The organism is Clostridia bacterium (assembly GCA_017410375.1).
Taxonomy (GTDB): Bacteria; Bacillota; Clostridia; order RGIG6154; family RGIG6154; genus RGIG6154.
In genome coordinates this window covers 116,708-140,963 of sequence record JAFQQW010000053.1, presented here as the reverse complement: position 1 = coordinate 140,963, position 24,256 = coordinate 116,708, and the positions used below count along the sequence as shown (strand labels likewise).

22 protein-coding genes and 1 other RNA gene are annotated in these 24,256 nt (G+C 41.7%); 13 read left to right on the top strand and 10 right to left on the bottom strand.

The annotated features are described in order from the left end of the window. Positions 1-170 precede the first annotated feature (170 nt). Positions 171-608, bottom strand: a complete 438-nt coding sequence (locus tag IJE10_08505) for a hypothetical protein (GenBank protein MBQ2968141.1) — start codon at positions 606-608, stop codon at positions 171-173. Between the two features lie 18 nt (positions 609-626). Beyond that, a complete protein-coding gene (locus IJE10_08500) occupies positions 627-1,940 on the bottom strand; it encodes a phenylacetate--CoA ligase (GenBank protein ID MBQ2968140.1) in 1,314 nt (437 codons plus the stop codon). A 300-nt stretch (positions 1,941-2,240) separates the two neighbouring features. Here IJE10_08500 and ffs point away from each other — a divergent pair. The 6 genes from ffs to IJE10_08470 all read left to right on the top strand — a co-directional run bounded on the left by ffs (position 2,241) and on the right by IJE10_08470 (position 6,178). Beyond that, an RNA gene (gene ffs, locus IJE10_08495) (signal recognition particle sRNA large type) lies at positions 2,241-2,504 on the top strand. A 37-nt stretch (positions 2,505-2,541) separates the two neighbouring features. Beyond that, positions 2,542-4,218, top strand: a complete 1,677-nt coding sequence (gene dnaX, locus IJE10_08490) for a DNA polymerase III subunit gamma/tau (GenBank protein ID MBQ2968139.1) — start codon at positions 2,542-2,544, stop codon at positions 4,216-4,218. A gap of 19 nt (positions 4,219-4,237) precedes the next feature. Beyond that, positions 4,238-4,585, top strand: coding sequence for a YbaB/EbfC family nucleoid-associated protein (locus IJE10_08485; protein ID MBQ2968138.1), 348 nt, complete (start codon positions 4,238-4,240; stop codon positions 4,583-4,585). A gap of 53 nt (positions 4,586-4,638) precedes the next feature. Then, the gene (locus IJE10_08480; protein ID MBQ2968137.1) at positions 4,639-5,016 is read left to right on the top strand and encodes a hypothetical protein; all 378 of its coding nucleotides are present in this window, start codon (positions 4,639-4,641) and stop codon (positions 5,014-5,016) included. Position 5,017: 1 nt separating this feature from the next. Continuing rightward, positions 5,018-5,908, top strand: a complete 891-nt coding sequence (locus IJE10_08475) for a sugar phosphate isomerase/epimerase (protein MBQ2968136.1) — start codon at positions 5,018-5,020, stop codon at positions 5,906-5,908. A gap of 3 nt (positions 5,909-5,911) precedes the next feature. Beyond that, entirely contained in the window at positions 5,912-6,178 is a 267-nt protein-coding gene (locus tag IJE10_08470) for a hypothetical protein (protein ID MBQ2968135.1), read from the top strand. 276 nt (positions 6,179-6,454) lie between these two features. Here IJE10_08470 and IJE10_08465 read toward each other — a convergent pair whose 3' ends face one another. The 5 genes from IJE10_08465 to IJE10_08445 form a co-directional block, all read right to left on the bottom strand. Next, positions 6,455-7,600 carry a bifunctional folylpolyglutamate synthase/dihydrofolate synthase gene (locus IJE10_08465; GenBank protein ID MBQ2968134.1) on the bottom strand — a complete coding sequence of 382 codons (1,146 nt, stop codon included), beginning with the start codon at positions 7,598-7,600 and terminating at the stop codon, positions 6,455-6,457. A 10-nt stretch (positions 7,601-7,610) separates the two neighbouring features. Further along, positions 7,611-8,147: a folate family ECF transporter S component gene (locus IJE10_08460; protein ID MBQ2968133.1), complete on the bottom strand. Its 537-nt coding sequence runs from the start codon at positions 8,145-8,147 to the stop codon at positions 7,611-7,613. 216 nt (positions 8,148-8,363) lie between these two features. Continuing rightward, positions 8,364-10,775 carry a glycosyltransferase gene (locus IJE10_08455; protein ID MBQ2968132.1) on the bottom strand — a complete coding sequence of 804 codons (2,412 nt, stop codon included), beginning with the start codon at positions 10,773-10,775 and terminating at the stop codon, positions 8,364-8,366. Next, a complete protein-coding gene (locus IJE10_08450; GenBank protein ID MBQ2968131.1) occupies positions 10,772-12,616 on the bottom strand; it encodes a glycosyltransferase family 2 protein in 1,845 nt (614 codons plus the stop codon). Before IJE10_08450 ends, IJE10_08455 begins: the two co-directional genes overlap by 4 nt. A 3-nt stretch (positions 12,617-12,619) precedes the next feature. Next, positions 12,620-14,395 carry a HAMP domain-containing protein gene (locus tag IJE10_08445; protein MBQ2968130.1) on the bottom strand — a complete coding sequence of 592 codons (1,776 nt, stop codon included), beginning with the start codon at positions 14,393-14,395 and terminating at the stop codon, positions 12,620-12,622. A 66-nt stretch (positions 14,396-14,461) separates the two neighbouring features. Between IJE10_08445 and IJE10_08440 the strand changes: the two genes are divergently transcribed. From IJE10_08440 to IJE10_08425, 4 genes are all read left to right on the top strand, one after another. Further along, positions 14,462-15,148, top strand: a complete 687-nt coding sequence (locus IJE10_08440; GenBank protein MBQ2968129.1) for a lactate utilization protein — start codon at positions 14,462-14,464, stop codon at positions 15,146-15,148. Between the two features lie 82 nt (positions 15,149-15,230). Continuing rightward, positions 15,231-16,886, top strand: a complete 1,656-nt coding sequence (locus IJE10_08435; GenBank protein ID MBQ2968128.1) for a VanW family protein — start codon at positions 15,231-15,233, stop codon at positions 16,884-16,886. A 63-nt stretch (positions 16,887-16,949) separates the two neighbouring features. After that, the gene (locus tag IJE10_08430) at positions 16,950-18,503 is read left to right on the top strand and encodes a DEAD/DEAH box helicase (protein MBQ2968127.1); all 1,554 of its coding nucleotides are present in this window, start codon (positions 16,950-16,952) and stop codon (positions 18,501-18,503) included. Between the two features lie 111 nt (positions 18,504-18,614). Further along, positions 18,615-19,934, top strand: coding sequence for a leucine-rich repeat domain-containing protein (locus IJE10_08425; protein MBQ2968126.1), 1,320 nt, complete (start codon positions 18,615-18,617; stop codon positions 19,932-19,934). A gap of 42 nt (positions 19,935-19,976) precedes the next feature. On the opposite strand, the gene IJE10_08420 is transcribed toward IJE10_08425, so the two are convergent. Then, complete coding sequence (locus IJE10_08420; protein MBQ2968125.1) at positions 19,977-21,644, bottom strand: ribonuclease J; 1,668 nt, start codon at positions 21,642-21,644, stop codon at positions 19,977-19,979. Between the two features lie 120 nt (positions 21,645-21,764). Further along, positions 21,765-22,229, bottom strand: coding sequence for a metallophosphoesterase (locus tag IJE10_08415; protein ID MBQ2968124.1), 465 nt, complete (start codon positions 22,227-22,229; stop codon positions 21,765-21,767). A gap of 225 nt (positions 22,230-22,454) precedes the next feature. Here IJE10_08415 and IJE10_08410 point away from each other — a divergent pair, with 225 nt between their 5' ends. Genes IJE10_08410 through IJE10_08400 form a run of 3 tightly spaced genes read left to right on the top strand, consistent with a single transcriptional unit; the run spans position 22,455 to position 23,250 of the window. Then, entirely contained in the window at positions 22,455-22,706 is a 252-nt protein-coding gene (locus tag IJE10_08410; protein MBQ2968123.1) for a hypothetical protein, read from the top strand. Further along, positions 22,693-22,974 carry a hypothetical protein gene (locus tag IJE10_08405; GenBank protein MBQ2968122.1) on the top strand — a complete coding sequence of 94 codons (282 nt, stop codon included), beginning with the start codon at positions 22,693-22,695 and terminating at the stop codon, positions 22,972-22,974. The genes IJE10_08410 and IJE10_08405 overlap by 14 nt, the downstream gene beginning before the upstream one ends. A gap of 12 nt (positions 22,975-22,986) precedes the next feature. After that, positions 22,987-23,250: a hypothetical protein gene (locus tag IJE10_08400; GenBank protein MBQ2968121.1), complete on the top strand. Its 264-nt coding sequence runs from the start codon at positions 22,987-22,989 to the stop codon at positions 23,248-23,250. 19 nt (positions 23,251-23,269) lie between these two features. Here the strand turns inward: IJE10_08400 and IJE10_08395 are convergent, their stop codons facing one another. Beyond that, the gene (locus tag IJE10_08395; protein ID MBQ2968120.1) at positions 23,270-24,157 is read right to left on the bottom strand and encodes a helix-turn-helix transcriptional regulator; all 888 of its coding nucleotides are present in this window, start codon (positions 24,155-24,157) and stop codon (positions 23,270-23,272) included. Positions 24,158-24,256: the final 99 nt, after the last annotated feature.

Here is a 24,256-nt window from a genome sequence, read left to right as displayed (position 1 = left end):
TGACAAAAAGCAAGCAATGGAGCGGAATCCTCGATGGATTCCGCTCCATTCAACATCTGTTCAAACCGGAGATTCTTCGCTTCGCTCAGAATAACAAATAGTTCTTTGCTTGCGGTAGAACGACTTTTTCGACAGTCTGAGGACTTTGCGTAAAGCAAAGTCCTCTTAGATTAAATGCTGTCGATTTCGTTTTGTGAAAGAAGCTTGATGCCATTTTCTTCGAAAATCTGTACACTTTTTCTTTTTTCGCTGGGACGAATAATCAGTACCGCGTTATCGCCGGTATTTTTATAGAACGAATAAATATATTCGATTGAAATGCCTGCATCGCTCAGGAGCATTAAAATGTTGGAAAGGCCGGACGGCTTATCGGGTACACAAACGCAGATAACATTGTTTGCTTTTGCAATATATCCGTTTTCCCGAAGCATCGAAAGGGTCTTTTCAATTTCGGGTTCGCTTACAATACAACGTACAATGCCAAAGCTTGCGGTATCTGCGATAGACAAAGCTTTTAAGTCTACATTGTTCTGACCGAGCAATGCGGTCAGTTCCACTAAAGAACCATGAATATTTTCAAGATAAATAGAAATTTGACGTACAAACATACCAAAATCCTCCTTAAATTACAGTTTTCTGTTATCAATAACGCGTTTTGCTTTACCTTCAGAACGCGGAATGGATTTGGGCGGTACAAGGCTGATTTTTGCCTGAACACCAACCACAGACTTGATTTCTTCGCCAATTTTGTTGCGCAATTCTTCAATGTGCGCAACGGTATCCGAGAACATTTCTTCGGTAAGCTCAACCTTAACCTCTAAGGTATCTGCAGAGTTTACACGGTCAACAACCAGTACATAGAATGGGGCAACACCATTCATCTTAACGAGAACAGATTCAACCTGGCTCGGGAATACGTTAACGCCACGGATAACAATCATGTCATCGGTTCTGCCCGACAGACGGCTCATACGAACTAATGTTCTGCCACATGCACATTTTTCATCGGTTAAAGTGCAAAGGTCACGGGTTCTGTAACGAATCATTGGCATACCTTCTTTTGTGATGGTGGTAAATACCAGCTCGCCGGTTTGACCGTAGGGGAGAGGCTGTTCGGTAACAGGGTCAATGATTTCGGGAATAACATGGTCTTCGTTTACATGCATACCGTGTTTTTCCAGACATTCAAACGAAACACCGGGGCCTGCAATTTCGGTGAGACCGTAAATGTCACACGCATCAATACCTAAAAGTTCTTCTATACGAACACGCATTTCTTCAGTCCATGGCTCTGCACCGAAGCAACCGGCTTTTAATTTCAATTCTTCCGGCTTAATGCCCATTTCTTTAATGGTTTCGCCTAAATATGTAGCATAAGACGGGGTACAGCAGAGCATGGTTGCACCAAGCTCTTTCATCATCATAATCTGTCTCTGGGTATTACCGCTGGACATCGGGATAACCATTGCCCCGATTTTGGAAGCACCCTGATGCGCGCCGAGACCGCCGGTAAACAAACCGTAACCGTAGCAAACCTGAACAATGTCGTCTTTTGTGCAGCCAGCAGCAGTTAATGTTCTTGCCATCATTTCTGTCCAGACATCTACGTCACCCTGTGTGTAGCCGGATACGATGGGCTTGCCGGTTGTGCCGGATGAACCCTGAATGCGTACAATATCGGATTTTGGAGCGGCAAACAAGCCAAAAGGAAATTCATCACGCAAATCTGTTTTTTCGGTGAAAGGAAGAAGCTTTAAATCATCAACACTTTTGATGTCTTCAGGCTTTACACCTTTTTTGTCCATGCGCTCTCTGTACATAGGTACGTTTTCGTAAACGCGCTTTACAGTTTCAATTAAACGCTCGCTTTGCAGTTTACGAAGAGCTTCTCTGTCGATACATTCCATTTCCGGATTGTAAATAATGTGTTTTTTGTCCATTTTGAACCATCCTCTCTTTTACAATAAAAAAACGCTGCAACGAAATATATATCGTGCAGCGTAAAAGTCAATCAAAAAATAAACTTGCAGAAATCATTCGCGGCACAACAATAAACCCTTTGTAAATCGAAACACAAAGAGTTTAAAAAAGCTGTTAAATGCGAAAGATTTTAAAAGCATTTTTCGGTCTCCTTCTTTTATTGTTTTTACTATTGTAACACGTTAAAGTGTTTTTGTCAAGAAAAAAATAATAAAAAAATAATGTTGCAAAAAATAAAAAAGTGTGGTATACTAATATAGCTATACTAACCGGGGAGGTAGCGGTGCCCTGTACTTGCAATCCGCTGTAGCAAGGGTGAATGCCTTATCGAGGGGTCAGTATGTGCGGTCCGTGCGTAACGGAGAATGTTGAGAACCGGGTCTTGCGCAATCGTTCGTTGTGAACCTTGTCAGGCGGGGAACCGAGCAGCAATAAGCAAATGCTTCGATGTGCCGCAAGGGTGCCTGGTTTGAGTTCGAAGGTGCGTAACGCGTATATATTGGTTTCGACATAAGGCTGTATAGCTTTTTTAATATTAAATTAATGAAAGGAGAGAATTTTGTGGATCATCAGGCGCTTTACAGAAAATTCCGACCCGAAACATTTTCGGATTTATACGGACAAGAAGCAATTGTAACTGCTCTTAAAAATCAGCTTATCCATAATAAGTGCGCGCATGCCTATCTGTTTTGCGGTACTCGCGGTACCGGTAAAACGACTACGGCACGTTTGCTTGCCCGTGCGGTAAACTGTGAAAATTTAACTGACGGTGAGCCTTGCAATGCGTGCGAAGCTTGTCGCAGTATGAAAGAAAATACTGCTATTGACGTGGTTGAAATCGACGCGGCATCCAACACAAGTGTTGATAACGTGCGCCAGATTCGGGAAGAAATTACCTATCCGCCCATGTCTCTCCGTAAAAAAGTATATATTATTGACGAAGTGCATATGCTCTCGGGCGGTGCTTTTAATGCGTTGCTAAAAACCTTGGAGGAGCCGCCGGAATATGCAATGTTTATTTTGGCAACCACAGAATACCATAAAGTTCCCCAAACCATTCTTTCCCGTTGTCAGCGCTTTGATTTTAAACGGATTTCGGGCAAAACTATTGGGGACAGATTGGAATATGTTTTAAAAGAATCGGGCGCAGAATATGAGCAGGATGCAATTTCCGCTGTAGCCTATGCGGCAGACGGGTCCATGCGTGACGGGCTTTCTATTTTGGAAAAGTGTCTTTCCTTTTCCACCGAAAAGCTTACAGCGCAGGCGGTTGCAAAGGTTTTAGGGACTGTGGATGATACCGATTTGTTTAAAATGTCGTCTGCGATTGCAACAAAGGATGCGGCAACCGTGATTTCGGTTTGTGAAAGCACAATTACAGAGGGCAGAGATCCGCTTTTACTTACAGTTTATCTGATGGAGCATTTCAGATGTCTGATGGTAGCATCTCTTGTACAAGACCCGAAAGAAATATTGCAAATGAATGAAGAACGGGCAAGTGCTTTCTCGGCAGAAAGTAAAAAGTTTGCATTGCCTCAGATTATTACGATATTAAAAAGCTTAACCAATATTTATAAAAGCCAGAAGGAAACACCAAATCCCAAAATGCTATTAGAAATTGGTCTTGCGGCAATTTGTGCACACGGTCAAAAAGTACCGCAATCGCAAATGCCGGTAATGCCAAATCCACAGCCGCCGATGTTTACACCGATTATGCGTGTGGAGGAAAAACCAAAGCAGGTGTCGGATTTCCCGCCTGTTCCGGTCGAAGAAAATCCAACACCTGCTGAACCCGACATACCGATTCCTGTTTCGGAGCCGGAGCCTTTGACCGAACCTGCTCCTTACGAAGAACCGCCGGCAAGACCGGTTATGGATGAAAACCACGGCACTTTGCAAGAAGCAATTCAGAACTGGAATCGGGTAGCCGATCAGCTTCTTTATGCCAAAAAAGGGGCAATCAGTGCACATTTAGGTCTTTGCAGACCGGTTGCGGAAAACGACAATACATTGTTGTTAATTTTCAGACCTGAAAACAAAATTAATCACGACATGATGGAACGTAAAAATAACAAAGAAGCTCTGCAAGATGCGATCTGGGAGGTTGTGGGACTTCGACCGAATATACATTGCTGTTATACCAACGAAAATGCAGCTTTAGCACAGCAGGTGACCCCTGCGCAAGGAATATCCGATCTGGAAAAGGAATTCGGTGATTTTATTAAATTTGAAGATTAAAAAATAAGGAGAGATAAATATGGCAAAGAACAGATTCCCTATGGGTGGCATGGGTGGTGCCAACATGAATCAGATGATTAAGCAGGCACAGAAGATGCAGCAGGACATGCTCAAAATGCAGGAAGAACTGGAAGAAACAACCGTTGAAGCATCTGCGGGCGGTGGTATGGTAACCGTTACGGCAACTGCAAAAAAAGAAATTACTGCAATTAAAATTGATCCCGAGTGCGTAGATCCAGATGATGTGGAAATGCTGGAAGATCTGGTGCTTTCTGCGGTTCAGGAAGCTTTGAAAAAGGCTGAAGATGTTTCTGCTCAACAGATGAGCAAAATCACCGGTGGTATGAATTTGCCCGGCTTGTTTTAAGAATAAAAGGCGTGCTTTTTGCGCGCTTTTTTGATAAAAGGAGAGTTTTCTTTATGAACATAACAATAAAAAACACCACAAGAGATATGTGGCAAAAGCTGATTCGGAGTTTTGTCCATGGCGGAGATCCTTTTGAAATCCGTTGCTGGGAGGGGGAAAATGAAGAATTTGCCAAAAAGTGGTCAGATAGCTTCGAAAGAGAAGAGCCTGAAACCATTTATCACGGCAAAGTGACAGGCGCATTCTTAAAAGCTTTCTGTGCAGAAAATACAAGCGGAGGTATAACTGACTTTTTCTCTGTAGGTTTTGAAATGAACGGAAGCTTACTGTACAGCGAAAAGTATGGTGAAGAAGTGCACGTTTTGAATATTGATGAAAAAGATGAACAGTTAATTATAGATGCCGGTGCATCGGAATACGAGGTGTATTGATATGAAACTTTCCAACACAATAGGATTTTTTTCTGAAAAGAATTATTCGGCAGAGTATGGTGTCGATATTTGTGCAAAGGCAGGCTTTGATGCTTTGGATTTTGCTTTTCATTCGAGTTCGAAATATTCGGATGCGGATTCGGTAACCGAAAAAGGCAAAGAGTGGTTTATAAACTTAAGAAAAAGAGCGGAGGACAGCGGTCTTGTGTTTAATCAGGCACATGCACCTTTCCCGTCCAGCGTTATGGATCCTGCAAGAACAGAAGAAATCTTCTGGAATATCGTTCGTTCTTTTGAAAGTGCTGAAATTTTGGGGATTTCCAACATGGTTGTGCACCCGGTACAGCATTTAACCTACCGAGATGAAGGTATTCCGGAACAGTTGTTTCAAATGAATATGGAATTTTATGGTCGCTTGCTTCCTTATGCAAAAGATCACGGCGTTACCATTTGTACTGAAAATATGTGGCAGGGCAGAAATGCGGCAGGTGTATATTACATTGAACATTCTACTTGCTCTACACCTGAAGAAACCATTCGGTATGTGGATTCAATGCAGGACGAAAACTTTAAATACTGTTTTGATATTGGTCACGCTTTGCTTTGCCGCGAAGATCCAGCCGATTTTATCCGTGCGCTCGGAAAAGACCGTTTGAAAGCCCTTCACGTACACGATGTAACCGGATTAAGCGATACACACACCTTGCCTTATTACGGTGGTGCCGGTAAATGGGAATCTGTATGCAAAGCTTTAAAAGAAATTGGCTACACGGGCGACTTTACATACGAAGCATCTAATTTTATGCACCCCTTGCCCGAAGAACTTCTGCTCCCTGCACTGAAATATATGGTGGAAGTTGGTCGCTATTTAATTTCAAGAATCGAGGGATAAAATATGGCTGAAAAGTTAATTGGTTGGGATGCGGACGGCGTCTTTTTACTGGTAGAAACTGAAAAAGGAACAGAGGAAATGTTGCCGGATTTTGCATCCATGACAAAAGAAGAACTTGTAGAGTATAAAGGACGCATCATAGATAAAATTCATGCTTTAAATGAAAAAGAGCCCAAACGCAAAGGCGAAGCTTTTGACAAATGGGAAGCGCTTCACGAAGAGTTAGAAGATCTTCGTGATGAAATCGCGGAAATTATAGATGAAATGTAAAAAGGAGCCGTCAGGCTCCTTTCAGCGTGTCGATAAACCTATCGACACGCTGTAGACTTAAGAAAAAGGAAGTTATATTTTGACAATTTGAATTCGTCGGCGTACAGAGGTACGGTAGAGTTCAAATTGACAAAAAGCAAGCAATGGAGCGGAATCTTCGATGGATTCCGCTCCATTCAACATCTGTTCAAACCGGAGAATCTTCGCTTCGCTCAGAATAACAAATAGTTCTTTGCTTGCGGTAGAACGACTTTTTCGACAGTCTGAAAGGAGCCGTCAGGCTCCTTTTTTGTATGCATCTAAAAATTCTTTATATAAATATAATGAACCAAACACGCAGGTGGTGGTTTCTAAGTTCAAAAGCGCCTCCCTGATGGTTGGATAGGGACTTGCTTTAAATCCGTTTAGATTAAATAGTTCTGCAAGGTTTTCTGGTTGCATCGCTCTGGGATTATCCGAAACGGTTGTACAGCGAACAGTGCATCGGCTTTGAAGATTTCCTTTTTTCAGTTCGTCAATTACGCCTTGAATATCTTTGTCTGCCATAAATGCACAAATGAGAGTGAGCGGTTCATCGGGCAGATTTTCAACAAGTGCTTTTGCACCGTTGGGATTATGTGCACCATCATAAATCACGAGTGGATTTCCTTCAAAAACCTCAAAACGTGCAGGATGTTTTGCGTGTGAAAGACCGTATAAAATATGTTCTTCGGCGACACCTAAAGCTTTTAAAGCGGTATATGCAATGCCGGCATTTTCTTTCTGGTGTTTTCCCTTTAAAGAAAGGGGGGAATCCACCGGCTCCGCCACATGAAACATGCCACAGGCATGTTTTTTTATCAAATTGGTTGTTTCCTGCTTGATGGTTACAACATGCTTTGTGCCGGGCTTAATAATTCCGCATTTATTTAAGGTGATTTCTCCTATTGTATTTCCCAGATACTCAGTATGGTCAAGCCCGATACGGGTCAGAATTGCGCATTCGGGTGCAGGGATGATGTTAGTGGCATCGCCCTTACCACCCATGCCGCATTCTAAAACAACTATATCGCATTTCTCCTGCTTAAAATATAAAAATGAAGCTGCAGTCCAGAGTTCAAATGGGGATTTGCCTTCGGCGTATGGTTCTAATTGCTTTAAAAGTGCATCAAAGGCTTCGGCAGGAATAAATTTTCCGTCAACAGAGATTCTTTCCTCCTGACAAACCACAAACGGAGATGTATATTTACCGCATTTTAGGCCTGCATGAGTGAGTGCACTTTGTAAAAAAGCGCACACCGAGCCTTTTCCGTTGGTACCGGTTACATGGATATATTTTAAATCCTTTTGTGGATTTCCTACCTTTTCCAAAAGGTCTGCAATTGGTTGCAGTTCCAACACGGATTTGGTCTGAAAGCTGTTTGCGAATGTTTTTATGTCCATAAAAGTCTCCTTATTTTTTCAGAACTTTTCGTAAAGCCGTAAGATGTTTTTTGAAAATAACAAGTACACTGAATTGTAACACCCATTTAATTATGCCTGCAGCAATCCTTGTAATAAAAGCTGTTTTGAAATTCGGAAAATATCCGACAGAGGTCAGCACAGCTGTGGTTAAAAGCATATCGCTCAAGAATAAAAGCGTAGTGCAAATTAATGCGCGCAATATATAATTTTTATCGTTATTTGCGTAAAAAAACAGCCCGAACAGGAAGCCTGAAACAAATTCTAAAACTGTCAGCATCGGAATAGGGGGACCAATCGGAACCAAAATTGCATTCAGAATATCGCCCATAGCACAAACGAGGCCACCATACCAGGGACCGAATAAAGCAGCGGCTAGAAATACCGAAATGAATTTTAACGGAATTTTGATTGCGTTTCCGACACGGATGGTGCAAAAGACAGACAGTACAACAGTCACAGCAACCAGCAGAGCAAGTGTACACAACTGTTTACGGTTTAGCTTTTGCGGAATGAATAATTTTTTCATAATAAAAAATCCTTTCTGCAAAATGCTACAAAAAGGATTTTGATTTTTAAAAAAAGTCTCTATTCTTTAAGCAGCAACGGAATGCGGAATCCACACCGCAAGCATTTAAAAAATGCTTTTCGTAGAGAAAGCAACTTCCCGTCTTTCTCTCACTTAACGCGTAGATTCCTACTTTGCATTAGTTAGAATATCATATTTTGTTTTATTTGTCAAGCTTTATTCCACATATTTTTGACCTTTGATTTTGTCCTTGATTTTACGGAATGGCCAGGTTAAAAACCAACCAAGGCGATAGCTTGTTGAAGAACGAATTTCGCGAACGGTTGCTTCTAACGTCAGAACATGATTGGTATATGCATCTAAAGTGAGCTTGCTGTCGGTATCAGATGCAATTTCCTGTGTTTGCGGTGCATATGAAGCGCGTGCCACAATACCCTGAAGCATGTAGCTGTTCATGGTGAGAATGGCAGCGGATGCGGGAGAGAGAGATTCTTTTTCCACAGGATTCAACGTTTTGTCAAAGATGTTTTTCCAAAGTTCTTTTAAGTCGTGACTGTATATTTCTTCAGCACTCTGACGAGCAGCACGACCCATTTCTTTTTTCAGCACATCATCTGAAAGAATGTCAATGATATGTCTTGCGGCACCTAAGATATCTTTTTGTGGAACAACCGCCATACCTTTTGCGGCCTGCACAGTATCTAAATGGGGCAATTCATAAATCACCAAGGGAACACCGCACATTTTGCTTTCCACAAGCGAAAGAGGAAAGCCTTCATATTCGCTGGTAATCAGCATGATATCGGCGTTTTGATAATAGGGAAGTACATCTTTTTGAAATCCGGGCAGTATAACTGTGTCCTGCAGTTTTTTTGTTTTGATATAGCCGGTTATTTCGTCCATGTATGTTTTGGTGTCGGGTGCACCCACGATAGTGAGGGTAACATCCGGTATTTTTTTTCGCACCGCTTCCGTAATTTTAATGGCGTCTAAAATTTGCTTTTCGGGAGAAATCCGACACGTCATGAGCAAATTGTGTCCATTAAGAGGCGCGATCGGTGTGTCTGTTTTGTAGGGAATCGGATTGACAGTTTGAACACAGTTCAGCCCAAAAGCTGACCAATATGCCTGATCTGCGCGGTTTAATGTGATAACGGTATCACAAAGAGAATACACTTTGTGCAAAACCAGATTTTTGTAGGTGTATCCAACGTCTTGTGCGGAAAAGTTCACACAAAATACGCTGTGCGTGTGTACTGCAAAAGGAATACCCAACTGTTTAACGGCTATGATGTCGGCAACGATTTGCATGTGTAACCACGCGTGGTAAATCATAATATCCACATCATAGGTTTTACAAGCGTCGCGCAAAGCATCCATGCGTTCCTCATAGGTGTAAAATTTTCCATGCTCATAAACCGGAAGAACAACGCGTATAATGTTTTCGTTTAGCGGATAGTCATCTTCATGTGCAGGCTCATCTGTAAAAAGAACAACCTTGTAGCCTGCCTGAATCCATGCCTCGGTAATCTGGGACAAAACATTCTCAATTCCGCCGTTCCGGGCACGATAGTAAAAGGTTGCAACCGTTTTGATTTCTTTTTTCGTCGCTTTCAACTGTGAAAGTCCTGCCAAAGACTCAGAAAGCACTTCTGAGGGGGCAAGGTGATTGCAGTAGGCACCGAAGCAAAGTGCACTTAAAAAAGTATTAAGCGGACAGTATTGTAATACATAATCCATATAAATCTGTCTGTCTTCGGCATGAATCTGTGTTAAGAAAGCACCACTCATGTTGGATAAAAACTGCATGCGCATGGTGTCTAAGCGACTACGGCATATTTTTTCGCATCCTTTCTCTTCGGTCCATTCTTTCAAAAAATTGTAAACATAATATGTTTTGGCAACAGACTGCATGCGTGCCTTTGAAAGGTTTTGGGCAGTAGAAATACCGTTTCCGAATCTGTAGCGATGTATTTTTTCTTTGATATCTGCGTAGGATTTTGCAAACACACCGGCGATAAAGGAAAACAGCATATCCTCAGCCATAGCAAGATGCTCGTCGGGGAGTTCTTTGTTTACCTGCTCAATCAGCTTGCTGTTATAGATTTTATTCCACATAGTGAAATTTAAATGGTCCCGACACTCACGCCTTCCCATTAATCCTGCTTTGTCTGAAGAAACAATTTTCTTATTTAAACCCTGCATGTATGCATACACACCGGCAACAGCACCTGCTTGTGAATGCAGGATCTTGTCATCTCCAAAGACTTCTGTTTCAAACTGCAAAATATCAACCCGCTCGCGTTCGATTGCATTGTAAGCAATTTCGCATGCTTCAGGGATCAGCAAATCGTCTCCGTCTAAAAACATGGTGTATTTACCGTCTGAAACAGTGCAGGCCTCTTTTCGTGCAAGCATAGGCCCTTTATTCTCTTTAAGATTCACAAGATGGATTCTCGGATCCTTTTTTGCGAAAAGGGTCACTTTTTCTGCTGTTTCATCTGTGGAACAATCGTTGGCAACAATTATCTCAATGTCGTCTAATGTCTGTGCCACAGCACTTTGCAACGTTTCTTCAATGTAGTCCTCCATGTTGTAGGCTGCAATAATAATACTGACCTTTTTCATAGTTTCTCCTTGTTTTTGATACGATTTTTAATTTTATTTAATAAAGACGGTGGATTTTTCAACGCAATAATTTTTTCTTGTAAAGCTTCGATGCATGCATCTTTGTCCTGAATCGCATTTTCCAAGCATGTCTGATATCCGTCTTTTTCAGCGATGACCGCTTCTAATTGGTGGGCGTATCCTACAGCTTCTTCAAGTTGCTTTTCCAAAGTTTTAGCATACATAACAGAAGCTTCCAGCTCTTCTGCGGTTTTATTCTTTGCTATATGCCGGATTATTCCGTTTTCAACATTTTCCGAAAGCGCTTTTATTGTCTGTTCTGCCACAGACGGTTTTGGTATTTCGGGCAGTTCTGAAAGGTTAGCGGGGTCAAAACTGTCCTGCATATAACATTTAAGTCCCATAGCCTTAAAATAGGAATAATCCTGCGCTGACGCCGTGAGGACAAAGTCCGCAATAGCATAGCATTTATACATAACCGCTTGGGTTCTTGCTGTGTAAATTTCCAGTGTATTCCAGCCTGATAAAAAATCACCGTCCGTCAATACAGAAAACAGTGCGCCGGTTCCTTTTACCGCTAAAGCATCTGCTACCAGCAGAGGTGTGCTCTTGTTGCAATACAGAACCATATCAATTTGTTGTGTTTGAATCATATCTTGAACAGAGAGAACACGCGCTTTTGTTTCTGAAAAGGATAGAGGTGTACTGTTGGGAATGTCTGCACTTGTCATCTGTACGGTTTTGCAACCTTTCTTCTCAAGATAATTAATTAACTCTTGCTTTGCACTTCCAAGTATTCCTACGGTTTTAATTTTGTGTACGTTTGTTTTGAATATAGAAAGCGGAGCACATAACTCCGAAAGGGTTTCTGCTTCGGAAAAATTTTTCGTAAATGTTGCATAAATCAATCTGCAAATAAACAAATCTGCGGGGCAGTAGAAAAGAACCTCTTTACAGAACATCTCCCGTTCATCTTTGGATAAATCCCCAAAAAAGAAATGGTTTATATGTGTAAACATTTCGTCTTGAATTTTTAAAAGTCGTTTTTGACACGCGGGAGGTGCTTGTCTTTTATCAGTCCATTCTCTTAAAAAAGAATAAATGTAGTAGCACTTTGCTACTGCGTTTCTTCGTCTTTCGGTAACGGATGTAGTGGTGGATACACCTGTCCCGACTCTGTAGTTGCAGAGCAGTTCACTTGTTGTGCCAAACGATTTTGCATAAAAAAAAGCTATGTAGGAAAAAAGCATGTCCTCAGCAAGATAAATGTGCGTGTTCGGGATTTCAGCAGAAACTTTCTGTACCAGTTCTTTTTTGTAGATTTTATTGAAAATACAATGATTGATTTTTAGTACATCATCAGAGTTATACAGCCCGCCTGCTTTTTCGGAGGAATATGGAGAAACAAAGTTGTTTAACAAATTCTTTATTTCCTCCGCAAAAATACTATTTTCAGAGAAATTTTCACCTTCGGTAAAGGTGTCAACACCGAATTGCAATATGTCGGTGTTCTCATCTGAAATAGCGTTGTATGCCACTTCGCACGCGTTTTCGTTATAGTAATCATCACCGTCTAAAAACATGATGTAATCACCGCTTGCGTTGTCATAGCCGGTTTTTCTTGCAAGCATTAAACCTTTGTTTTCTTCATGCGAAAGCAGACGGATGCGTGTATCCGTCCTGGCAATTTCAGAAATAATTTCTTTGGTTTTATCTGTGGAGCCATCGTCAACAGCAAGAATTTCAATATCCCTTAGCGTTTGACTGCAAACGCTTTTTAGCGATTTTTCAATATACTTTTCCACATTGTAAGCAGAAATTATAACACTTACCTTTGGCATAGGCTACTCCTTTTCGCTTAAATTCCGTGGCAAATAAATGGTTACGGTTGTTCCTTTGCCGTATTCGCTGTCAATGGTGATCGAGCCATTGTGTGCCTCCACCATTTCTTTGGCGATTGCAAGACCAAGCCCGGTGCCGCCCATTTCTCTTGAGCGGGCCTTATCTACACGGTAAAACCGTTCGAACAGCATGGGCAAATCTTTTTCGGGGATACCGATGCCTGTATCGGTAATCTGTACATATACGTTGCTTTTTTGCTGTCCGCAAAGCACGGTTACATTACCATGTGCTGGGGTGTATTTGATTGCATTAGACAATATATTAATGATAACCTGACGGATTCTGTCGGGATCTGCCATAATGTTATCGGTAGCACTTCCCGGGACATAGGTTAATGTCAGCTGTCTGTTCTGTGCTTCGATGCGCATGGTGTTTACGGTGTCGGACACCAACTCGGAAATGTTTAACTCTTCAGGCTTTAAACCGGTGTTGGTGTGGTCAAGCTGAGAGAGAAGAAGCAAATCGCGAACAAGTCTTGTCATGCGGTCCGCTTCGCTGTTGATAACCTGTAAGAAGTTTTCGGTTGTTTCGGGATCCAGATCTGAGTCCAGCATAGTTTCCGCATAGCTTTTGATGTTGGTCAAAGGTGTACGAAGCTCGTGCGAAACATTTGCAACAAAGGCTTTGCGAGAATTATCAAGCTTTTGTTGTTTTGTAATATCTGAAATGGCAACAATGATACCGGGCTTTTTCTGACCTTCTGCACGGAAAGGGGCGAAGTGAAGGGCTAAAGCGGCCTGCTCGGTTTCAATTTCATATTCTCTTTTGAAGTTCGCTTTTATGTCATGGGCATCCTTTGTGGTAAGCGGAATGCCCAAAGGCGGGAAAATATCATCAAATTTATAGGTTGCTTTCTTAGGCAGACGAAGCATTTTGATTGCAGCAGGATTGGTGTGCGTTGCAATACCTTTACTGTCAAATGCCATAATACCGTCCTCTAAGTTCCGGATGATAATTTCAATTTTACTTTTTTCACCTTCCATTTCACGCATGGTGGTTTTCAATCGGTCCGCCATGGTATTAAAGGTTTGGGTTAATGTTCCGATTTCATCATTGCCTTGTACGCGGATGCTGGCGTCTACAAAATCACCCTCGGCAATTTTGCCCGCTTTGTTGGTTAAGTCGCGGATGGGAACGGTAATCGTGCGGCTCAGAAAGAAACCAAACACAATCGCAAGAAGTGCACTGTATAAAAACGCCTGCAGAATAATGCGGAAAATGTTGTATAAAACAGCTGAAATATCTTCCTTGTTGTCCGCAACATAAATAATATATGCTGTTTTGTCGCCCTGCTTTACCGGATATGCATAATCCATATATTCGCCACGCAAAGAAATTTCGTTTCCGATTTTTCCGTTTATGGCAGAGATGATGTTGTCGGTAACACCGTTCAAATCAGATTCCTGGCCTGAGCCATCAATGAAAAGTCCGGTTTTTCCGTCTAAGATATAATAGTTTCTGTTGTTGCCGATGCCCAGTCTGCTCATAGCAAATGCATCCATAACTTCGGAAATTTTTGTAACAGGATCTGTATCGGAAAGGCTTTCATTCAGACTTTCTGAGAGTTGACCCTTGAACTCGTCATCCATCTGAACCTTAAACTGATTTAAATAAAAAGAGGAAACCGAAGTCATAATAAAAGTACCCGACACCAGAATGATGGCGAATATAAATAAAATAAATATGAAAATCAGTTTCCATTGTAATTTATGACGCATTTTAATCACCTATTTTATTATAACTGTTTTTAAAGAATATGTCAAGAATGCTTGCCATATTTAAAGATGTGTGGTAAAATAAACCGAGTAAGAAAAGCGGAAGGAAGAAAAAACATGAAAACAGTCATTGAAAATTTAAAAAAGAATAATATGGAAGTGTATGCAGTAAGCACGAAGGAAGAGGTTGTTCCGCTTTTAGAGCAATTGCTTACAAAAGGTGCAACGGTTGCAGTCGGCGGTTCAAAGACGTTGGATGAAGCGGAGGTGCTTCCGTTTTTACGGAACGGCAATTATATATTTCTTGACCGTTACACTGCGGGCTTGACACGTCCTGAAATTGAAGAAATATTTAAAAAATCTTTCTTTGCAGATGCTTATATAGCAAGCGCAAACGCAGTTACCGAGCAGGGTGAGATTTTTAATGTGGACGGAAACGGAAATCGCGTTGCTGCAATTCTTTACGGCCCCGAAAAGGTTTATCTGGTTGTTGGAAAAAACAAAATTGTAAAAAACCTTGATGAAGCGGTAAAACGCCTGAGAGAAACTGCGGCACCCTTAAATACCAAAAGACTTTCTTGCGATACATACTGTGAAAAGAAAGGCGTTTGTGTCGCTCAAAATTCCGATGCGGCTCACATGACAGAAGGCTGTGGCGGTGCGGGGCGCATTTGCTGTGATTATACCGTTATGGCATATCAGCGAAAGCCGGGCAGAATAACCGTGATTTTAGTGGATGAACCGCTGGGCTTTTAAGCATCTTTGAAATATAATTGTTATAAAGTTCCCCTTGAATTGTAAAAATAGAATTGCTATAATATAGGCAGGAGCGTGAAATATGGCAGAACAGGAAAACACAGTCGTATCTTTAACAGAAAAATACAGACTTCGTAAAGAAGAAAAAATACTGAAACGGAAAAAGCGCAAAAAAATTGCGCTTATTTGTGTTGCTGTTATATGTGTACTGCTTGTTTTTTGCCTTTCGGCCGGTAACTCAACCGCATTCCGCGGTGTAACTGTAGCAGGAATTCCGGTTCATGGAAAAACGCAGGCGGAAATTGAAGCTCTTTTAACCCGAAAATTCACTTATGTTCCTGAAATCTCGGTTACAGTGGGGGAGCAGACGCAGGAATTTCTTTTTGATGATATAGCAACCTGCGATTTGAAAAAAACCGCAAAGCTTGCGTTCCAAAAAGGAAAGGGTAATTTGGTTGAACGTATATTTACCTATCTGACACCGTTTGTAAAGCGAAATGTTCCGGTCTACATTATTTTAGACGAAGAAAAACTTGAACTGGGCTTGCTTCAGATGCAGGAATCGGTTCCGGACAGCTATAAGGAAACGACCTACGAAGCAAAAGAGGATGAGATTTTAATTACAACCGGACACGGCGGAAATGCCATGGATATTCCGGCTATTTGTAAATCTATAAAGAAAAAGTTGTACGCGTATGAAGATGCACACATCGATGCCGTTCTTTCCGAAAAAGAATTTTCGGTTCCCACTGCGGAGGAATTTATGAAGGATTTCAAATCCGAGCCGCAGGATGCGTATTATGATGCCGAAGCCAGAAAGCTTATTCCGCATGTTTACGGTTATAAGCTCGAGATTGAAGATGTGCAGGCAGTTCTGGAAAATGCTGTATCGGACAGTGAATATCACATTTCGGCACGCTCTGTCAAGCCAAAGGTTACATTGGAAGAACTGGAAAAAGAGATGTTTGGAGACACCTTAAGTACCTATTCGACCAGATATAACGCAGGACAGATTGACCGTAGCCACAATGTTGAACTTGCAACCTCTAAGCTTAACGGCTACATTGCAGAGCCGGGAGATGTGATTTCCTATAATGCGATTGTGGGTGACCGTACTGCCGAAGCAGGCTTCCGAAATGCCGCCGTTTACACATCCGAGGGCGTGGCAGATGATATCGGAGGCGGTGTTTGTCAAGTGTCCACAACCCTTTATAATGCGGCACTTTATGCGAATCTTGAAATTGTGTACCGTACCAGCCACGCTTACCCTGTTGCATATGCGGAAAAAGGTCAGGATGCAACGGTTGTAATGGGGCAGATTGACTTTAAGTTTAAAAACAACACAAAGCATCCTATTTTAATCAAGAGCAGTGCAGGTGGCGGATATTGCGTGATTCAGATTTGCGGAAAAAAAGAAAAGCCGTTCTCTGTTGAAATTGAAAACATCCTGCTCGAAACTGTACCTTATGATACAATTTATAAAGATGATCCGGAAATGGAGCAGGGCAAAGAGGTTGTGGAACGTAGCGGTATTACAGGATATGTTGTTGAAACCTACCGCAAGGTGACCATAGACGGCAAAACCACCAGCGAAAGAATGCCCAGCAGTACCTACAGAACCCTTTCCGAAAAAATAACGCGGGGTACAAAAGCACCGGAAGCACCTGAACAGACTACAGATGTGCCTTCGGACGGGCAGACAATGCCCGAAACGGAGCAACCGGTAACACAAGAATAACATAATCAGGGTTTCTTTTTACGGAAATCCTGATTTTCCATGACAGAAAGGATTTTACAAAACATGAATTTTAGCGAACTTAACTTAAGCAGAGAAATTTTAAGAGGTCTGGAGGAAATCGGATTTTCCGAGCCGACTGACGTCCAGGCACAAACCATTCCCTTGATTCAGGAGGGGATTGATGTAATCGGTCATTCTAAAACGGGAACCGGTAAAACGGCAGCGTTCGGTTTGCCTGCTATTGAAAAGGTAGATGTTTCAAAGCCGGATGTGCAGGTGCTTGTAATGTGCCCAACCCGTGAGCTTGCCATGCAGGTTTGCGAAGAAATCCGTAAATTTTCAAGATTTATAAGAGGTTTCAGAACGGTTGCCATTTACGGTGGGCAGTCGATTGACCGTCAGATTGCTGCATTAGAGCGCGGTGCACAGTTTGTCATCGGTACACCGGGCAGAATTATCGACCATTTAACCCGTAAAACATTAAATTTGGATTCGGTTAAAATGGTTATTTTGGATGAAGCGGACGAAATGCTCAACATGGGCTTCAGAGAAGATATGGAAAAAATCTTACGCAAAACACCGCGTGAAAGGCAGACATTGCTCTTTTCTGCCACCATGTCACCCGATATTCTGCGTCTTACAAAGCGGTATCAGAACGATCCACAACATATTCAGATAGCTACCAAAGAAAAAACCGTTAATGAGATTACCCAGATTTGCTATCCTGTACCCCGAAACCGTAAAAATGATGTTTTGTACATGGTTTTAAAGGAATGGTCGGAGGGGCTTGTTATTATTTTCTGTAACACCAAAAAGCAGGTGGATGATTTAACAGACACATTAAAAGACTATGGCGTGCATGCAGAGGGCATTCACGGTGATATGAAGCAGGCGGAGCGAAGCTATGTCTTAACTGCCTTTAAAACGGGTAAAATCCGCATCCTGGTTGCAACAGACGTTGCAGCACGCGGTATTGACGTAGATGGGGTAGACGTTGTTATTAACTACGATATTCCGCAGGATTTGGAATTTTATGTGCACCGCATCGGCAGAACGGGCAGAGCAGGCAAAACAGGCTATTCCTATACCTTTGCCGAAGGCAGAGAAGATATGTATAAAATCCGTGACATTGAAAAGTTTATTCATGCCCGTATTAACCGTCTGGAAATGCCGGATGAAGAAACCTTAGCGCTTGCCACCATGGAACGAACAGTAGAAGAGGTTCGTGAAATCTTAAAGAACGGCGCCCGTGACCGCTTTTATGATTTGGTGGACGATTTGAAAGAAGAAGGCTTTGCGTACGACGAAATTGCGGCAGCTCTGGCAGAACGTCTGATTTTACCGCAAATGGGCAAGAAAAAGAAGAAGAGCGGTGCAAATAAAATGACCACTCTTGTATTTAATATCGGTTCTGAAATGGAAATCAATGCCGGACACATTGTGGCGGCAATTGCCCGAAACGGCGGTCTTCCCGGAGAAGTTGTGGGCAAAATCCGCGTGGCGGAAAAGGAAATCAAAGCCGACATCCCAACCCTCTTTGTGGCAGATGTCCTGCCCAAGCTCGAAAACCTCCGCATACGCGGCAAACGCGTAACCGTAACAGTTGACGAAACCTGATAAAAAGCAGTAAGTGCATCGCACTTACTGCTTTTTAGATTTTAAAGAAAAACTTTACAAATTATAAAAAATGTATTATACTGATGATGTCAGCCGAAAGGAGGCTTTTACATGAAAAAAATCCAAAAGATGATTCTTTTTATGTTTGTATGTGCTTTTCTGATAGTGATTCCGATTGTATCGAATGCAGAAACATCCGGTACATGCGGTGAAAATGTTACATGGGTATTGGATGATTCCGGTACACTTACTATCAGTGGTGCAGGCGATATAGCTTTTTCTGATTCTACACAGACTCCTTGGTATGACAACAGAGATAGCATAAAAAGTGTTGTTGTGGAAGAAGGCATAACTACAATTGGGAAGGCTTCTTTTTTTGATTGTAATAATCTTGAAAGTGTTAACATTCCGAGCAGCGTAATGTCAATAGGAAACCAGGCGTTTCAATTTTGCACAAGCCTCAAAAATGTTACTATTCCCAACAATATATCTAAAATAGGAGACCGTGCATTCTGTTATTGTAAAAGCTTAGAAGATATAACGTTTCCGGATGGTGTAACGAGCATAGGTGCATATGCATTTCAATATTGTAGTGCACTTAAAAATATAACGTTTCCGGACAGTATCACCACGATAGGGGATCACGCATTTGCCGGATGTACCGCTTTGGAAAATGTATACATTGCAAACCTTTCGTCGTGGTGCAGGATTGATTTTAACATGAATTCGAATCCGTTGAGTTACGCGAAGAATTTGTATTTGGATAATGTCCTGTTGACTGATTTGGTTATCCCGAGCGAAATAACCTCCGTTGCCGGGAGTGCATTTTATGGTTACACTTCTCTTGAAAGCATTACTCTTTCGGATGGTGTTTCTTTTATTGGTGATTATGCTTTTTTTGGATGTAGCGGTGTTAAAAGTGTTGAGTTAGGTAAAGGGTTGAGCTATATCGGCAGTCATGCATTCATGAATTGTAATAGTCTTGAAACGGTTACAATTCCTAACGGGGTAACGACTTTAGGGCACAAAACGTTTAGAGGGTGCGGAAATCTTAAAAAGGTTAAACTACCGGATTACCTTACATTTATTGGCGAAGAAGCATTTTGTGAGTGTAATAATCTTGTGGATATTACAATTCCTAAAAATGTTGCAACCATAGAAAACTTTGCATTCTATGACTGTCACAATCTTACAGAGATTATTTTGCCTGCAAACGTTACAAAAATTCGATCGGGAGCCTTTTTGAAATGCGACGGTTTAAAAGCAGTTTTTTTTCTTGGCACAAAAGAAAAATGGCAAAGCTTTGGGCTTTCCGTGCCGAAAACAACCACAGTCTATGGGGTTAAAGCTCCCAGATGTCCATTTATATGTTGCTTCAGACAGTGCGCTTCGGATGAAACGAATAAGGGATTCAGAATTGAAGAATATTAAAAACAGCTGTAAATGTCATCGCATTTACAGCTGTTTTATTTCTTAAATATCCATTATTACGGGTAAAATCATGGGGCTTCGCTTGGTTTCCTCGTAGAGGTATTGGCTGAGCTTGTTCTTGATGGCATTTTTGAGTGCTGTCCAGTCGTTGTTCTTTCTTGCATTGCATTCTTCGATAGCATCGTATGCAATGTCTTTAATATTTTCCATCAAGGGTTCAGCTTCGCGCACATACACAAAGCCTCGGGATATAACATCGGGTCCCGATACAATTTCTTTGGTTGCAGAATCAATACATACCACAACCACAATCAGGCCGTCCTCCGAAAGGTGCTTACGGTCGCGGATAACAATGTTTCCGACGTCACCGACACCTAAGCCGTCCACAAACACCTTGCCGGCAGGAACGGTGGTGGTAACTTTTGCATTTCTGTCGTCCATTTCCAGTACCTGACCGAGCTTTAAGATGAATGTATTGTCTTCCTCAACACCGATTTTCTGTGCCAGCTGAGCATGTTGCATCAGATGGCGGTATTCACCATGCACCGGAATAAAATACTTCGGCTTTACCATAGAAAGCATGATTTTTAATTCTTCCTGACAAGCGTGTCCCGAAACGTGCACATCGGCTAAAGCTTTATAAATAACCTCGGCACCGCGCTTAAAGAGTTCGTCAATTACACGCGCTACATATTTTTCGTTACCGGGAATGGGGCTTGCGGAAATGATAACCAGGTCACCGCGAGTGATTTCCACACTCTTGTGGTCACAGTTTGCCATACGGGTGAGTGCAGAAAGCGGTTCGCCCTGACTGCCCGTGGTAATGATAACCAGTCTTTCAGGCGGGAATTTGTTGATTTCGTTTAAATCAATCAAAGTGCCTTTGGTATTTTTGATGTATCCAAGCTCTACGGCTGCAGATACAACACTTTCCATGCTTCTGCCGGAAACTGCAACCTTTCTGCCGTACCGGATTGCACAGTCAATAATCTGTTGCACTCTGTGTACATTCGAAGCAAAGGTTGCCACAATGATTCGTTTTGTACAGCCGTTAAAATACTCTTCAAAGGTTTCGCCAACCTTTTGTTCCGACATGGAATACCCACCGCGTTCAACGTTTGTGCTTTCGGATAAAAGTGCTAAAACACCGCGTCTTCCAAGCTCACCGAAGCGTGCAAGGTCGATGATATCTCCGTCAATAGGGGTAGAGTCGATTTTAAAGTCACCGGTGTGTACAACAACCCCTGCCGGTGTGTGTAAAGCAATGGCAACTGCGTCCGCGATGGAATGGTTGACACGAATGAATTCAGCCTTGAATTCACCAATCCGAACCGTGTCACCGGGATGTACTGTCATCAGTTTTGCCTGCTTCAAAAGGCCATGTTCCTTTAATTTTTTTGATAAAATTCCAAGTGTCAGAGCCGTACCGTAAATCGGAACATTGATTTCCTTTAAGAAATAAGGAATACCGCCAATGTGGTCTTCATGACCGTGGGTTAAGACCATTGCGCGTACGCGGTCTCTGTTTTTGTACAGATAGGTCATGTCCGGGATAACAAGGTCAATACCGAACATTTCTTCGTCCGGGAATGCAACACCGCAATCCAAGACGATAATGTCCTCCTTGTATTCGAACACTGTGAGGTTCTTTCCGATCTCCTCCAAACCACCCAGCGGAATAATTTTTAATTTACTTTTTTTTGCCACAATAAACCTCCTATTTTAATATTTCCGAACAAATCACTCAAAGATATTATAACATAAATATATCCTGTTTGCAACAAAAATATTAATAAATGAGAAATTTTCCCAATAAATTTCCGTAATAAATCAATAACCTTCGGCAGGACAAATACACCCCGATAAATTGCCGTTTTCAATTTCAAATATGCCAAAAGATGCAACACCGTCTCTTGGACGCGATACACTTCCGGGATTCATAACGGTAACGCCGTCCTGCTCATAAAAACAGCTTTGGTGTGTGTGTCCGCAAAGGTAAGCGATGCAGTTTTCCTCTTTAGCACGTGCAATACCTCGTTCTTTTGATAGTGTGTGCCCGTGTGCGCAGAAAAATCGCAAGCCGAAGATTTCATATACATGCTCCGCGTCCATCATGGAAAAATCGTTGTTTCCGCGGACCATGTATATGGGCATATCATATATAAAGGATAAATCCTGTGCATCGCGCACCAGGTCGCCCAAATGTATCACCGCATCGGGCTTTATCGCTTCAATAATGCGCTCAGCACGAGCAATTTGCCCGTGGGTATCGGATAAAACCAAGATTCTTTTCATGTAAAAATCAACTCCTTGCTTATAGTATAGCACATTTTTTCGGTTTTGCATATACTAAAATTGAAGGAGGGGAAAATATGATGAATTGTGATTGCGGAAAAATGGATTCGAATGTGTTGTTCTTTATTCTTGTTTTCCTTATTTTATTCTATCGTTAAAACATATTTTAGCACAAAGTGCCATACAATAAGTATGGTACTTTGTGTTTTAAAAAGGAGGAGTTGTATGTTTGAATACTTAAAGCGAAACCTCAATGATAAAACGGTACAAACCCTGAAAGAAAAGTTAAATACACCCGAAGGAAAAAGATTTGTCGAGCAGCTGAATAATGCAGATAAAGCACAGCTTATGAACGCAATGAAAAATGTGGATATGCAAAAAATTGATTTTGAACAACTAAACCGCGCCCTGCAAAATGCAGATGTGCAGGCTATTTTAAGGAATTTAAACGGAGGTGCATCAAATGGCGGAAAATAATCCCTTTGATATGTTGTCACAGGTTCTGGCAAATCCTGAAGCGTTAGGAAAAATGGGTGCACTGTTTGGAAACAAAGCAGAAGAAAAAGAAGAACTTCCGCCTCCGAATTTATCGCTCCCGTCTTTTGGGAATGCTGAGGAAGACAGCAGTACAAGACTTTTGCACGCTTTAGAGCCTTTTTTAAGCAGCAGACGCCGTCAGCGCATTCCGCAAATGCTGCAGGCAATGCAAATCGGGAAAATGCTCGGTGGAATGCAGAAAAAATAAGGAGGACTATAAATGCTGGTAGAACGAAAATATTACAGACGCTTTGACCCACACGATCAAACCTTTCCGCAACCTGCAGAGAATAACAAAGCATGCGAAAAAGAGCATCTTCCGGAGGTTTCCGCAACTTCGCATGTAAAAAACAACAATATTTCTTTAAAAGCAGACGACCTGATACTGCTCGCGCTGATTGCAGTACTTCTGATGGAAGAGGAAAAAGATTACATAACCATCGGAATCTTAGCCGCTGTCTTTTTATCGGAATATCTGTTTTAATACATAAAGACGCCGTGGGTTATACACCCTGGCGTCTTTTGAATTCGTTCGGCGTAACACCATTTCTTTCTTTAAAAAGCTGAATAAAATAGCTGGTAGAATTAAAACCGCATTCCATGGCGATATACGTAATCGGTGCATCCGGCTTTTCAAACAGCATCTGCTCAGCACGTCGCAGTCGCAGATTGTTTACATACTCTGTAAATTTGTACCCGGTACCGGCTTTGAAAGTTTTTGCAAAATAGCTGTAACTAAACCCGACAGAGTAAGCAAGCTTTGCAATGTCAAGACGTGTATTGTAGTTCTGTTCAATATATTCCAACACAAAATCCAACTTGTTTAAAGCACCGCGACTGATGTCATTGATTTGGTCGCTCATCTCGCCTTGCTTATGCCAGAATCTTGCAATCCACAGAAAAATGGAATATATGTCGATTTTCATAGAAACTTCAAAGCAACAATCCTGTGAACGAAATTCTGCAAAAATACGTTGTATGGTTTCGGGAATCGACGTATCCTTTAGTGTTTCGTCGTCAAAAAAAATCTGATGTGGTCTACTTACCGCGGTAAAGGGGAGAATGTATTTGGTTTCAAACACGTTCTGAAAAATGTTGTACAGCACATTGGGTAGAACACAAATTCTCTGTACGGTTGCTTTTTCTGTCCGGGCACGTAGGGTACAATTCTCTCGAATGGGTAAAATAAGCATACTTTCGGGTGTTAAAATATCGGTAACACCGCCATGTTCTAAGGTTACCGTTCCTTCTGCGCCAAACAAAATATCAACAGTGTTTCTGCCACTTTCAGTGACGAACGTATCACCAATAGTATCAAAATGAAGGTATGTGCATTCTAGTTTATGGACCTTTAAACTGTTTTTCGGACCATATCTTACAGAGCTTGCCATTTTCAAACCACCTCTTTGCATTTATTTTAGCATATCCAAAATTCCTCGTCAACACAAATCGCTATTTTTTTATATTTGATAACTATTTTTTTGTATATT